This window comes from Roseibium album, from assembly GCF_001404515.1.
Lineage (GTDB): Bacteria > Pseudomonadota > Alphaproteobacteria > Rhizobiales > Stappiaceae > Roseibium > Roseibium album.
Genome location: NZ_CXWE01000002.1, coordinates 455,601 through 468,367 on the forward strand (window position 1 = coordinate 455,601; position 12,767 = coordinate 468,367).

Below are 12,767 nucleotides of genomic sequence, written 5' to 3' on the forward strand. Positions count from 1 at the left end.
CTACCTTGCTTGTACCGAAATCGATACGGCTGGGTTGGATTTCAGCGAACCGGTCAGCGGGCGTCACGCAACCATAGACCGGGTGTGATACAGGGTCCGGTTAGAACCGGGCGCTGTCGAAGTATGCGCGTGTGTGCGCCGTGTCCTGCATTTTGCTGGACGTGGGATCAACTTCCGCTGCTTCAGCGGTTCCTGTTGCTGCTGTCGCAGCGACGGCAGCAGGAGCTGACAAAGCAGCCAGCTTCAGGAAATCCCGGCGGCCAGACCCACTTTTGGGCACCGCTTGATCGGGTTTTTTCATCGTTGCAATCCTCCTCTCCTTGCAGCGGCTGGCAGCCGCCTAAATTGCCAACGTGAACTCAATTGGGCAGCATGCCGAAACCTTCGGCCTCGATCTCCATGAATTGCCGCCCCAAAGCACCGACAGCTCCGTAAAAGACGGAACTCTTCGTTGCCTGAAGATCTGAGAAAAAGTGTATTGACCAAGGCTCGATATGCGCCTGGAAGAATATTTTCTGTTCCGCAACAGAAGTGACCGTTCCAAAGCGCCCGACAATCATGCCCGCCATCATTTCCATGAGGGACGCGATATGGTCTTCCGGTTCGCGCTTGCCTTCCGCGCGGCCGATCCCCCGGCTCGACATGTCACTACGCAGATTGGCGAGTGGTTTTTCGTTGAGGAATCCGGTGAGGTAGTGGCTCGCATAGGGCAGCAGTTCACCGCGCCCCAGACCGATAAAAAGAGCATTGAATTCGCGTTCGGCCGCTTCGGGAGACGTAACCGAGGCGATCTTCGCCAGAACGGTCAGTGCGCTACCGAGAGGTGTTTCATCACCACCAAGTTGAGAAACCTGACGCAACAGCGCAGCATTCGCCGATTTGACCAGCAGCAATCCAATAAAATCATAGAGTTCCGATCGAGCCCGGTCTTCCGGATCGATTACGTATTCCGTCATCGCTGCGGACATCCGCGATGTTCCTCCCTCATGCGCGGTACTAGTTTCAACGTTTTACTGCTCCCCATATATTCGACTTTAGTACTAAGAGTAGTCGAATCGGAGACGCCTCCGCACATTTCGTGGTTCTGCGTCTATTGGAATTTCTTCCGTTTCTTGAATTTGCGTTGGGTTCGCGCGCATTTCGTCAGCCTGCACGACCTGATCAGCTTGCGTCAATTGCACAGATGCTTTTTCATTTTCAATATAATCATTGTGCAGTGCAGTATTTTCTTCTGGCTCTTCGCTGCTTGTCTTGTCGGCATCTGCCGGCAACGGATTTTCGTCGTTTGCGGCAAGAACATCAATTTCTTCGTCTTCGGCCTGCGCGAACTGATCCAGCATGCCTTTGCCGATCCGGTACACGGTCTGCATGTTCTCAACGACTGTTGCAGCATCCGTGAAGTCGTCGCCGTAGTCGACCAGCCCATCGAGATTGGCAAGGACCGGATTTATCCCCCAAAGTTTCCTGAGGGCTCGCCGCCGAAGCCGTTCTGGGACGGTTGCCGACAGAAATCCGGAAAAATCGTCTTCCTTCGTCAACGTGTCCGGATCGGGAAGCCCCAGCTCTTCCAGAATTTCCTGGTCGCTCTTCTGCTCCAGCTCGGCCCGCTCTTCCGCGACGGCGTCTGCTTCCTTCTCCGCCAGTTCGGCCTGTTCCGCCTTGCGAACAGCCACTTTCCGCCTCGACCAGAAGTCGCCGCCTGTTTCGTCGTGCCCACTCATTGCAAAGTGTCCTTGGGCTTTCGTCCCGGTGCCCGGTAAACATCGCTGATCTGGCGAATACGGGCGTCCCCGATCCCGTCTTCTTTGAGATCGATCCTCTTCTTGTCACGCTTGCGCTTGATGAAGATCTCGTCCTGGTGATGGAGTTCGACGAACTCGCGGATCCATGCAATCAGCCCCGGAGGCATGGGAACTTTCTCGACCATGACATCCGTCGTATCCGCATAGTCCTGTCCCTCGTAGGCCGATGCGGTCAGCAGCATCACGTCCATCGGCACGTCGCGCTCGACCTCGTCGGCCGGACGCATGATCACGTAAATGGACGGCACTTTGTCGGAAAGCGCGGTCAGGTAGGCTTCGGTATCAGTGCGGTGCAGTTCCAGGCTCAGCGTTGCGGCGTGATATTCGACCGCCTCGCCTTCTTTGCGCAGAACGGTCCAATCGGCAGCTTTGGCGCCGGGAAGCAGGGAAACGGGGCGCCAGCTCCATTTCTGCCATTTCGTAACACCGGGCAATCTTCTAACCACGACACCAACCGGCATCGCTCGCATTCTTTCGCCTGTCACTGCGGATTCTCCTCCCACCCGCGGGTCACAAATCGCTTTCGCGGATTTCCCTACATGCTGTAGCAAGCTGAATAAAATTCAAGCCCCGCAGAAGTCGAACTTGACCTGACACGACATCCGCCCTTGTTATGTGGGCTGGAACACCTGCATCCGGTGAGGAGAAAACGGAGCTGACGGTTCCCGGGAGAGGACGCGAACAATTATGAGTGACAGCAAGATTCTGCTGTGCGATTGCCGGAAAAGTCAGGTAATCGAGCCAGAACGGATTGAACAAACCACCGGATTATCCTGCTCGAAAATTCACACCGAACTCTGCCGCGCGGAAGCCGGAATTGCCGAAGAAGCGATTCGCGCGGGCAACGTTCTGATCGCCTGCGGTCAGGAACAGACCTTTTTCGAAGAGATCGCAGCCGACATCGACGCCGACGATCCGATCTTCGTCGACCTGCGCGATCGCGCCGGTTGGACTGCGAGCACAAACGCGCCGACCCCCAAGATGGCGGCGCTGATTGCAGACGCCCTGCTGCCGTTGCCGGCCGAAAAGGTTCTCGATGTCCAGTCCGCCGGAACCTGCATCATTCTTGGCGATGCGGAGGTTGCGCTTTCTGCTGCCGGTCATCTGTGTGACGCGTTGAGTGTCACGGTCGTGCTTGCACCGGACGCGGACTTGCCGGTCACGGACGACCGGCGTTTCGATATCGTCCGCGGCAGGGTCAAGGCGGCGACCGGCGCGCTCGGACAGTTCAGCCTGTCGTTCGAACAACTTCAGGAGCGCATTCCAGGAGGCCGGGGAACCTTCGGCTGGACGGAACCACGCAGTGGTGGCCGGACTGAATGCGACATTATTCTGGACCTGCGCAAGGCGGTGCAACCGCTCTTTCCGGCACCGGACAAGCGGGAAGGGTATCTGCGAACCGATCCCGGCAACACCGAGGCCCGCATAAAGGCCCTGCTCGAAGCCTCTCAGCTCACCGGCACATTCGAAAAACCGATCTACGTCAAGCTGAACGAACAGCTCTGTGCGCATTCGCGCGCTCAAAAGACCGGCTGCACACGTTGCCTCGATCTTTGCCCGACCGGGGCGATCTCTCCGGCAGGTGACCATGTCGTTGTCGACGCGATGACCTGCGCCGGATGCGGAAGTTGCTCTGCTGTCTGTCCATCCGGCGCAATTTCCTACGATGCACCGCCCGTGGAGCATATCTTTCAACGGATCCGGACACTTTCCTCCACATGGCGAAAACTGGATACCGGCAGTCCGCATCTTCTCGTGCACGACGGCAGTCACGGACTTGAATTGATCCGTCTCAGCGCGCGCTACGGCAAGGGTCTGCCCTACGATGTGATCCCCCTGGAAATACAGGCACTCGCCGGATTCGGTCATTCGGAGATGCTCTCAGCCCTGGCCAGCGGCTTCGGGTCGGTGACGCTGTTGTTGTCACCGGAAACGGAAAGGGACGGCCTTTCGTTCCAGTTGGAGCTGGCAAACGCGATTGCCCGGAACGATCAGATCCGATCGATTGAGCCGACGGATCCGGACCAGCTTGAAGCATATCTTTACGAGGAAAGGCAGGTCGAGCCTGTCGCCCAGCCTATCCTGCCCATCGGGTCGCGCCGGCAGGTTACCCGTCTTGCGGCAAAGGCGCTGAATGACACGGATGAACCGATCGTGCTGCCGAAAGGCGCGCCTTATGGTGCGGTCGATCTGAACCTGAGCAGTTGCACACTTTGTCTGTCATGCGTCTCTCTGTGTCCTGCAGGTGCTCTGAAGGAAAATCCGGACAAGCCGCAGCTGCGCTTCCAGGAAGATGCCTGCCTGCAATGCGGGATCTGCGTAAATCTTTGCCCGGAAAGCGCCTTGTCTTTGGAGCCACGCCTGAACCTTGCGGACGACGCGTTGACACCTGTTGTCCTCAAGGAGGAGGAGCCGTTCAATTGTGTCGAATGCGGCAAGCCGTTCGGTGTCCGCTCGATGGTGGAGCGAATGACCGAGAAACTCGCCGGCAAACATGGAATGTTCCAGGACAACAAGGCAGCCAAGCTCATTCAGATGTGCGACGACTGCCGCGTCAACGCGGTGTATCACTCGGAGAACAACCCATTCGCCATGGGCGAAAAACCAAAGGTACGCACCACCGAAGACTACATCAGCAAGCGGCGCGACCATTGAACCACGGAAATCAAGATCACTGGTACTGTATGGGTGCGCCGAGATCTGCCGGAGGGATCCTTGAAACGAAAGCCAGGATGGCATCAAGGTCGTCCAGCGTGAGTTCAAGCGGTGCTATTGGCGATGGCCGGCTGATATCGAACGGTTCCGTAACACCTTCAACTTGGGTAAAGGATGGGTGCGGGTTGAGCACGAAAAACGCCTCAAATCGTACTTTCCAGTCCGAAAAACTGCGCATGACGGCAAACGACGGTGACGACCCGATCGTCGTCAACCGGGTTGCCTCATTGACCATGTGGCAGCGCCCGCAATGCAGTACCGCCAGTTTCTCGCCGAAGACGACATCACCGGAAACCGCCTCGGAAATATCTGCCTTCGGTTTTGCGACCGCCGCGGTGAAAAGCTGCGCGCCCCCCGATTTGAAGGCGTCTATTGTTTTTCTGCCTATATCGCCTGTTATCCAGTCTTCAAAACGGATGACAAACTCGTTCCCGGTATCGGTGACGGCAAAGTACCAGTCGCTTCCTATTCCCGAAAAAGCCGGCACCCCTTCGGAAGTTCTTGAGAAAGCGGCATCTGCAGCGGTATCTTCCGGAACGATTTCAATTCGGATACCGGTCTTGAGTGAAAACCGCGGCAGCAGATGTTTCAGGAAGCCCGACGCCACCAAGTCTTCCGGCGCACTCACGCGAAACGATTTTGCCGAAGCCATGCCTGACGGCAGCAGCCCGGCACCAAAAACCAGTCCGAACAGGACTACAAGAAAAAGACGACAGCACACGCGCTCCTCCCTCACGTTGCCGAAACCAGACGTTAGGGTACACGGGCACGGGCCGTCAATTCACACAACGCTTATTGGGAGGATAAAATGAGCGACGAATTCAACATGTCCATGCGCAAATTCCTGAAACAGGTCGGGGTCACCTCTCAGCAGGCTATTGAAGAAGCGGTCAGAAATGCGGGTCCATCGCAAGGCAAGAAATACAGGATCAAGGCGGTCGTGACCATCGAGGAAATCGGTCTGGCGCACGAAGTCAACGGCGAGATCGAGGGGTAAACCGGTCGTGCCCCTGACGCGTGAAACCGTTCTGAATACACTGAAATCCGTCAAGGATCCGAACACCGGCGAGAACATCGTCGCCTCGGGCATGGTGCGCGCCCTCCAGATCGGAGACGGTACCATCCGTTTCGTGATGGAGATCGACGCAAGCCGCATGAGTGAGATGGAAGCGCTCAAGGCCGATGCCGAAAGCCGCCTGTCCGTCCTCGAAGGTTGTGGAAATGTCCAGATAATCCTGACAGCCCACTCCGAAACGGCGGCTGAAGCAGCAAAACCGAGCGAACCGACACCGATCAAACCGCGTCCGGCGCCACCAGGATCGTCCGGACCGCAAAAGGTGCCGGGCATCGACAGGATCATCGCTGTAGCCTCGGGAAAAGGCGGCGTCGGCAAATCGACGGTTGCTGCCAACCTCGCCTGTGCGCTGGCCGCCGAGGGCCGCAAGGTCGGTCTGCTCGATGCGGACGTTTACGGTCCGTCGCAGCCAAAGATGCTCGGCATATCCGGACGGCCGACATCTCCGGACGGCCAGATGATCCTGCCCCTCCGCAACCACGGCGTTACGATGATCTCCATCGGCCTGATGACGTCGGGCGACCAGGCTGTCGTCTGGCGCGGCCCCATGCTGATGGGTGCGCTGCAGCAGATGATGGGTCAAGTGCAATGGGGCGCCCTGGATGTGCTGATTGTCGACTTGCCGCCGGGCACCGGTGACGTCCAGATGACGCTCTGCCAGAAGTTCATTGTCGACGGTGCGATCATCGTATCGACACCGCAGGACGTTGCCCTTCTGGACGCCCGCAAGGGCATCGACATGTTCCAGCAGATGCAGGTCCCCATCATTGGCATGATTGAAAACATGTCGACGCATATCTGTTCCAGTTGCGGGCACGAGGAACACGTCTTCGGACATGGCGGCGTGGCGGCGGAAGCTGAAAAACTCGGCGTCCCGCTTCTGGCTGAAGTGCCGCTGCACCTGAACATCCGTCTCGCCGGAGACGGCGGAACGCCGATTGCCGTGCAGGCACCCGATGCACCCGAGGCGAACGTTTTCAGACAACTTGCCAGGACACTGGTTGCGGAGAGCCAGGCATGAGCGAACCGACTTTCCCACCATTGTTTCAGGGCGAGGCACTAACCGGTCAGGCCGATCCGTTCGAGCGCGCGCTCGCACTTGCCATTGCCGGAACAGACCCTGGAACCGTTGTCCATAATCTTACCGGCGACACGTTGCAGGCGAGCCTGATATTCGCGCCTGAGGTTCCGCTCGAAGAGGCCATGGCAATGTTGCCTATATGCGGTCTCGGTTTTCAGGCCGCCCTCGGCGCACTGGCGCCTCCCGAAGTCGCGGTCCATCTGGAGTGGGATGGCACAATCCGTGTCAATGGCGCAGTCTGCGGCCGAATACGCATCAGGTCGTCGACAACCGATAGTGCAGAAACACCCGATTGGCTGATCGTTGGACTGGAGCTCAACATGTCGAGTTCGGAACCCAATCCCGGCATCACATCCGACAAGACCTGGCTTTGGGAAGAAGGTTGTGCCGAGATCACGGCTGAGGACTTGCTTGAAGCCTGGGTGCGTCACAGCCTTTACTGGATCAACCGATGGCTTGATGAAGGCCTGCGCCCGGTTCATGCAGACTGGCGCGGCCTGGTGCCGACGCTCGGGGAACCCGTGGAAATCGACGAACGCACGGGAACTTTCGTTGGTGTAGACGAGAATTTCGGCATGTTGCTCCGGGATGGAGACGAGACAATTCTCATCCCGCTTTCGAGCCGACTGGAGACCTAGGATCATGAAACTCGCCCGTGCCATTCACATGGATGACAGCGACCGCAACGTCTATTTCTCCCCGGCCCGGACAGGCGAATGGTGCCTTTCGGGCGGGTTTGAGTTTTCCGACTGGACCGAGGCAGACTTGGTCGGCAAGGCACGGCAGGCTTTTGCCAATGGCTGGTTGGGTCTGGAAACCTTCGGTCGCGTGACCTTTGTTGCAATCACGCCGATCGAGGAGACGGAGTATTCAGATCTCGTCGATCGCCTCGCGCGGCACTTTGTCGACGTCTACGGCGCACCGTCTGTCGATGCCGCAAGGGGCGTTGCAGAAGACGAATTGCGCTACATGGCAGATCTTTGTTCCGAGCACGATGAGAACATGCTGTTGGCTGTTCACCGGGAACTCTCGGATGAAGGCGTCAGGGAAAGTTACAGCGCCATCGAGGCCCCGGCAGCGGAACTTGACCTGGTGGCGATGCACGGGGATCTGGAGTGAGGCTCCGTTTCGGCGACACAGGATCCAATATCTGAGCGGCGATCGCGGCGAAAAGGAACTTGTCGCCGACATTTGTGAAGATTAATGTCCCGAAGAGAGGGCTAATTTTGACATTCGAATTCCACATCGTGGTGAGAGACAGACGCATGGACCGTTAAAGGCGTTCCAAATCGCCTGCCATGTGCCTCCGGTTCCAATCGGAGGCATTTTTTTTGAAAGATACATGAGTTGAAGACAAGGCATCGCACACCTCCGCATCTCGTCACGATCATCCTGCTGACGGCGTTTTCTCCGTTGTCGCTGAACATGTTCCTGCCGTCACTGGGGCATATCGCCGAGGACCTGGAGACCAACTACGCGCTCGCAAGCATGGCTATCGCCGGCTATCTGGCGGTGACTGCAGTCATTCAATTGATCGCCGGCCCCCTTGCCGATCACTTTGGCAGGCGGCCGGTTCTGCTGGTCGCGCTGATAATCTTCAGCCTTTCCTCCATCATCTGTGCAACCGCGCAGGACATCTGGGTGTTTCTCTTTTTCCGGATGCTGCAGGGCGGCATTACCGCCGGCTACACGCTGTCTATGGCAATCGTCCGCGATACGCACGCACCTCAGAAGGCAGCGGGCCTCATCGGTTACATCAGCATGTGCATGGCCATTGCGCCGATGCTCGGTCCCGTTTTCGGCGGGCTCCTTGACACGGCCTTTGGGTGGCGCGCGAATTTCTATCTCTACGGAATATGCGGGGTCCTGCTGTTTGTGCTCTGCTGGATTGATCTGGGAGAAACGAAACCCGACAGGCAGGATGACCAGCAGCCCATGGCGGCAGCGATACTGGCCCTCATCGGTGAGTTTCGCTTCTGGGCCTATGCTCTTTGCACAATGTTCACCGTCGGCGCCTTCTATATCTTTCTGGCCGGGGCGCCGCTGGTCGCTACCACGTCCTTCGGCGTGACGACAGCCGAACTTGGATTTCTGATCGGGAGCATCACGGTCGGGTTTTCCGCCGGTGGTTTCCTGGCCGGCAGGTTTTCCTCAAGACTGTCGCTACCCGCGATGATGCTGGTCGGGCGCGTCACCGCATGCATCGGCCTCGTGGTCGGCCTGACGGTCTTCCTCGTGGGCTCGGCGTCCCCGATTGCCTTTTTCGCAAGCACGATTTTCGTTGGGATCGGAAATGGTCTCACCATTCCGGGCAGCAATTCCGGTGCGATGTCCATTCGTCCGGACCTTGCCGGCAGCGCCGCCGGACTTGTCGGAGCCCTCACCCTCGGCGGTGGTGCCGCGCTGACCAGCCTTGCAGGCATCGCCATCGGCCAGGGAGAGCAACCTGTCACCGTACTGATCCTCATGCTGGCCAGTTCCGCGCTTGGGCTATTGTTTGCCTTTGCCGCCCTGGTACTGGAGCGGAGGCAAGGTTGAAAATTTAACGGAAATAGCTCGTTCTGGGATGGCAGCCGCGCAGTGGAACCGGCCCCTGTCGCACCTCAAGGAGACTTGGAACAAAACCTGATTTCCTTCAAAATTGGGTAAGGTCAATCGGCAACAAATTCGAAATTGCGCTGTTTTCCACCGACTTTCAAATTCATGAACAGGAATCGAGACATGCCGAGTATTGAACTGACGCGCCGGACACTGCTTGGTTCCGCCAGTGCCACAACATTCGGTTTGCTGCCATACGCAACTGCCGCCAGAGCGTTGTCACCGGCCCAGACTTCGGGTGTCGACGTACCGCAAGGACAAATCGAAAGGGCTGTTGGTGAACTCGATCGGATCATAGCAAACGTGATGGAACGCAGTGGTGTTCCGGGGATTGCGGTTGCGGTAGTTCATGGAGGTAGTACCGTCTATGCCAGAGGTTTCGGTGTCCGCGCATTCGGCTCGGCCGACGAGATCACAGCAGATACCGCCTTCCAGATCGCTTCCTTGTCGAAATCCGTCGGTGCGACTGTGGTGGCCACACAGGTCAGCAGAGGGATCGTTTCCTGGGACAGCCGGATGCGGGATCTTTTGCCATGGTTTTCATTATCTGATCCGGATCGCACCAAAAAATTGACGATTGGCGACCTCTACAGTCATCGCTCGGGCCTGCCGGACCATGCCGGTGACGACCTGGAAGACCTCGGCTTCGATCGAACCACCATTTTGGAGCGGCTCAGGCTTTTGCCACTCAGCCCCTTCCGTATTTCCTATGCCTATACCAATTTCGGCCTTACCGCCGCCGCTGAAGCGGTCGCGCAGGCAGCAGGCACCGACTGGGAAAACCTGTCTGCGGAAATGCTTTACCAGCCACTCGGCATGATCAACACAAGTTCGCGTTTCGACGATTTCATGGCTTTGAACAATCGCGCCACTCCACACACGCGAACAGACAACGGGTTTGCCGCATTGCTGCAGCGCGATCCCGATCCGGAATCACCGGCAGGCGGCGTCAGTTCAACTGTCGACGATCTTGCAAAATGGCTAAAGCTGATCTTGGCGAACGGGACATCTGACGGAAAACAGATATTCACTCAGGAAGCGTTGCTGCCTGCAATCAGCCCGCAGAGCATTTCCGGCCGGCCCCATGCGCCAGATGCTCGCGCGAGCTTTTACGGTTATGGCTTCGGTGTTGGCGTCGGAGCGTCCGGCCGGGTTGTCATAAGCCATTCCGGAGCCTTCCTCATGGGAACCGGCACCAATTTCTCGATGATCCCTTCCCTTGATCTCGCTATCGTGGTCCTGACGAATGCGTCCCCGGTGGGAGCTGCCGAAGCCATTTCCGCTTCCTTTAGTGACATTGCCCAGTTCGGACACGAGACCCGCGACTGGTATGCGGGTTATTCGGGGATATTCGAAAGCTTTTTCGTCAAGCGCGGGAGAACCGTTGGCCACATGCCCCCTGCGGGAGCAGCAGCTCCACTGCCCGCTGCAACCTGTGTAGGAACCTATTCCAATCCCTATTTCGGCACGGTTGAGGTGCGGGAAGACGGCGACGATCTGGTCCTTGCGGCAGGTCCGGAACCGCAACTCTACCCGCTCCACCCCTGGGACGGCGCCGTCATGGTATTCGACTTCGTCACCGAAAACGCGCCGATAGGCTCCCGCTCGACACTGACTTTCGGCGGCATCACCGGTAGCCTTGCCCAAACTGTCGAGGTGGAGCTTTTCGCGGAAACCGAACCGGCGTTATTTACGCGCGTCTAAGGCAAGGCGGCTTACCGCCTTGTTCCTTTTTTCTGCTTTTTCCAGAACGGCTCGATGTCACCGGCCATGATGCAGCCGAACGGATCGATATAGTCCTCGATCTCGGCCAGATCGTATTTCTTGATCTGGGCGACCACCGCATCGGCTTTCTTGTAGCCGGACGGCAGTTCGGAGACATCGATCTTTTCCTCGAAGAAACGGATGTCGAGACCTTCCGTTTCTTCCTTGAGCATCTCGTCCGGTGTCTTGCCAAGCGAACGGCGCTTGTGCTCCGAACGCGAATAGTTGCGCCCCGCACCATGAGGCGAGAACCCGAGCGCATGACCGGCATCCTTGCCGCGTACAACCAGAACCGGCTCGGCCATGTTCAGCGGGATCAGGGTCAGACCCGTTGCATCTGCTGCATACCCGTCCCAGGCCGGGGTCGCCCCCTTGCCGTGGTAGAAAAGGCCGTCACGCTCGAACACGAAGTTGTGCTCGTTCCACAAGCGGTCCGAATGGCTCGCACCGCTCGCCTCGACGGTCGCCTGATGCAGCGCATTATGGTTGGCCTTGGTCCATTTGCGGATCAGCTGCAACGCTTCCCAATAGGCCTTCCCTTCCTCGCTTTCCGACGGGATCCAGGCGTTCTGCTTCAAGGTCTTCGGCGACAGCTTCCTGCGGTACTTCTCCGCAATATTCATGCCGATCTTGTAGAGCAGCGCACCCGGACCGCGCGACCCGTGATGGGTTACCATCGCTGTCTTTCCGGTGTTCCTGGAAACGCCGACAAACAGGAAGTGGTTGCCGTCGCCCTGGGTTCCCAGATGCTCCTGTGCCGAACGCAGGATCTTCGGGTTGTTCAGGAACCGGTTCTCGCGGAACTGGTCGTAAAGGTCCATGGACATGGTGAAGCGCTTGCCGTTGGCACGCCCGCCCCCTCCGAAATGCGTCACCGAATGCGCCGCATCCAGAACCGCTTTCGGGTCGGCATCCTCAAACTCCGTCATCATCACCGAGCAGCAGATATCGGCGCTGTGCATTCCCGGGTGGATCGCGCCGCGGGCCGCCACCACACCGCCGACCGGAATGGTTCCGAGCGGACCGGCCGGACAGGCATCCGGCATGATCGCACCTGCCTCGATTGTCGGCGTGCGCATCAGTTCGGTCATGTGATGCTTGACCGCTTTCAGGTTGGCCTCCTCGTCTTCGCCTTCCGCGTCTAGATTGACGTGAAACGGCTTTGCTCCGGAGGCAGCCAGCGGCAGAACCGGGTCCGGCTTGTAGCTTTCCAGCATCTGCCGTACCGCGTCCAGAGATGCGCCGTCCTCAAGCGCGGCTTGTCCGTCGCGGAGCGCAGCCCCGAAGGCCTTGCCTTCAACGTGTCCCCACGCTGTCAGCATTGCACTGGTCAGTTCTGTTGTTTCCGTTTCGATCGTCATCATCTTCTTCCTTCATATCCACCTGGCGGCAAACGTGTCGCAGAGTTTCGTCAGAAACGAACTCCTGCTGGCATCCGCCAGGCTGCGCGGGGCAAGGTTTGGCAAGAGTGTCTTTCCGCCACCGGATTGCTCCGGGCCAGACTTGAACTGGCACGGGAAGCGCTGCGCGCCTCCCCTCCCGGCCACGCCGGGAGGCGTCTGCCTGTAGTCCTGCCGGCATCCCCGAATTCGCGGCAGAGCCACGTGTTGAATTCCGTTTCAGCCTCAATGCACCAGTCTTGGTGACAAGTGCGGAAGAGAAGAGCGAATTATTCGCTTCGTAGTACGCGAACCGTATGGTCCGCCGGAACGCAACTCCACGATGGGATCAT

Annotated in this window: 13 protein-coding genes; 7 read left to right on the forward strand and 6 right to left on the reverse strand. The window is 58.2% G+C overall.

Translation table 11 applies throughout. From position 1 onward, the window contains the following. Positions 1-100: 100 nt before the first annotated feature. The 4 genes from LA5095_RS07320 to LA5095_RS07335 form a co-directional block, all read right to left on the reverse strand. Entirely contained in the window at positions 101-301 is a 201-nt protein-coding gene (locus LA5095_RS07320) for a hypothetical protein (protein ID WP_055113505.1), read from the reverse strand. Positions 302-359: 58 nt separating this feature from the next. Next, entirely contained in the window at positions 360-968 is a 609-nt protein-coding gene (locus LA5095_RS07325; RefSeq protein WP_055113507.1) for a TorD/DmsD family molecular chaperone, read from the reverse strand. 72 nt (positions 969-1,040) lie between these two features. Beyond that, on the reverse strand, positions 1,041-1,721 hold the full coding sequence (locus tag LA5095_RS07330) for a DUF3306 domain-containing protein (protein ID WP_055113509.1): 681 nt from the start codon (positions 1,719-1,721) through the stop codon (positions 1,041-1,043). Continuing rightward, a complete protein-coding gene (locus tag LA5095_RS07335) occupies positions 1,718-2,287 on the reverse strand; it encodes a DUF3305 domain-containing protein (RefSeq protein ID WP_208992584.1) in 570 nt (189 codons plus the stop codon). Before LA5095_RS07335 ends, LA5095_RS07330 begins: the two co-directional genes overlap by 4 nt. Before the next feature lie 202 nt (positions 2,288-2,489). Between LA5095_RS07335 and LA5095_RS07340 the strand changes: the two genes are divergently transcribed. Next, positions 2,490-4,457 (forward strand): 4Fe-4S binding protein, encoded by a 1,968-nt coding sequence (locus tag LA5095_RS07340; protein ID WP_055113511.1) that lies wholly within the window; start codon positions 2,490-2,492, stop codon positions 4,455-4,457. Positions 4,458-4,473: 16 nt separating this feature from the next. Here LA5095_RS07340 and LA5095_RS07345 read toward each other — a convergent pair whose 3' ends face one another. Beyond that, positions 4,474-5,238 (reverse strand): cytochrome c family protein, encoded by a 765-nt coding sequence (locus LA5095_RS07345; RefSeq protein ID WP_208992585.1) that lies wholly within the window; start codon positions 5,236-5,238, stop codon positions 4,474-4,476. 87 nt (positions 5,239-5,325) lie between these two features. Here LA5095_RS07345 and LA5095_RS07350 point away from each other — a divergent pair, with 87 nt between their 5' ends. The 6 genes from LA5095_RS07350 (at position 5,326) to LA5095_RS07375 (ending at position 10,975) form a co-directional block, all read left to right on the forward strand. Next, positions 5,326-5,514, forward strand: coding sequence for a DUF6494 family protein (locus LA5095_RS07350; protein ID WP_055113514.1), 189 nt, complete (start codon positions 5,326-5,328; stop codon positions 5,512-5,514). 7 nt (positions 5,515-5,521) lie between these two features. Further along, positions 5,522-6,613, forward strand: a complete 1,092-nt coding sequence (locus tag LA5095_RS07355; RefSeq protein ID WP_055113517.1) for an Mrp/NBP35 family ATP-binding protein — start codon at positions 5,522-5,524, stop codon at positions 6,611-6,613. Next, entirely contained in the window at positions 6,610-7,311 is a 702-nt protein-coding gene (locus LA5095_RS07360; RefSeq protein ID WP_055113518.1) for a biotin/lipoate--protein ligase family protein, read from the forward strand. Before LA5095_RS07355 ends, LA5095_RS07360 begins: the two co-directional genes overlap by 4 nt. 4 nt (positions 7,312-7,315) lie before the next feature. Beyond that, on the forward strand, positions 7,316-7,792 hold the full coding sequence (locus tag LA5095_RS07365; protein WP_055113520.1) for a DUF6505 family protein: 477 nt from the start codon (positions 7,316-7,318) through the stop codon (positions 7,790-7,792). A gap of 228 nt (positions 7,793-8,020) precedes the next feature. Then, positions 8,021-9,211, forward strand: a complete 1,191-nt coding sequence (locus tag LA5095_RS07370; protein WP_055113521.1) for a multidrug effflux MFS transporter — start codon at positions 8,021-8,023, stop codon at positions 9,209-9,211. A 183-nt stretch (positions 9,212-9,394) separates the two neighbouring features. After that, positions 9,395-10,975 carry a serine hydrolase gene (locus LA5095_RS07375; protein ID WP_055113523.1) on the forward strand — a complete coding sequence of 527 codons (1,581 nt, stop codon included), beginning with the start codon at positions 9,395-9,397 and terminating at the stop codon, positions 10,973-10,975. 11 nt (positions 10,976-10,986) lie between these two features. Here LA5095_RS07375 and LA5095_RS07380 read toward each other — a convergent pair whose 3' ends face one another. Beyond that, positions 10,987-12,396: an RtcB family protein gene (locus tag LA5095_RS07380; protein WP_055114249.1), complete on the reverse strand. Its 1,410-nt coding sequence runs from the start codon at positions 12,394-12,396 to the stop codon at positions 10,987-10,989. Between the last annotated feature and the right edge of the window lie 371 nt (positions 12,397-12,767).

Bases quoted from the DNA above. Each gene is read 5' to 3' on its own strand.
- LA5095_RS07365 (WP_055113520.1), top strand. From the start codon at position 7,316: ATGAAACTCGCCCGTGCCATTCACATGGATGACAGCGACCGCAACGTC.
- LA5095_RS07340 (WP_055113511.1), top strand. From the start codon at position 2,490: ATGAGTGACAGCAAGATTCTGCTGTGCGATTGCCGGAAAAGTCAGGTA.
- LA5095_RS07320 (WP_055113505.1), bottom strand. From the start codon at position 301: ATGAAAAAACCCGATCAAGCGGTGCCCAAAAGTGGGTCTGGCCGCCGG.
- LA5095_RS07330 (WP_055113509.1), bottom strand. From the start codon at position 1,721: ATGAGTGGGCACGACGAAACAGGCGGCGACTTCTGGTCGAGGCGGAAA.
- LA5095_RS07375 (WP_055113523.1), top strand. From the start codon at position 9,395: ATGCCGAGTATTGAACTGACGCGCCGGACACTGCTTGGTTCCGCCAGT.
- LA5095_RS07380 (WP_055114249.1), bottom strand. From the start codon at position 12,396: ATGACGATCGAAACGGAAACAACAGAACTGACCAGTGCAATGCTGACA.
- LA5095_RS07360 (WP_055113518.1), top strand. From the start codon at position 6,610: ATGAGCGAACCGACTTTCCCACCATTGTTTCAGGGCGAGGCACTAACC.
- LA5095_RS07350 (WP_055113514.1), top strand. From the start codon at position 5,326: ATGAGCGACGAATTCAACATGTCCATGCGCAAATTCCTGAAACAGGTC.
- LA5095_RS07325 (WP_055113507.1), bottom strand. From the start codon at position 968: ATGTCCGCAGCGATGACGGAATACGTAATCGATCCGGAAGACCGGGCT.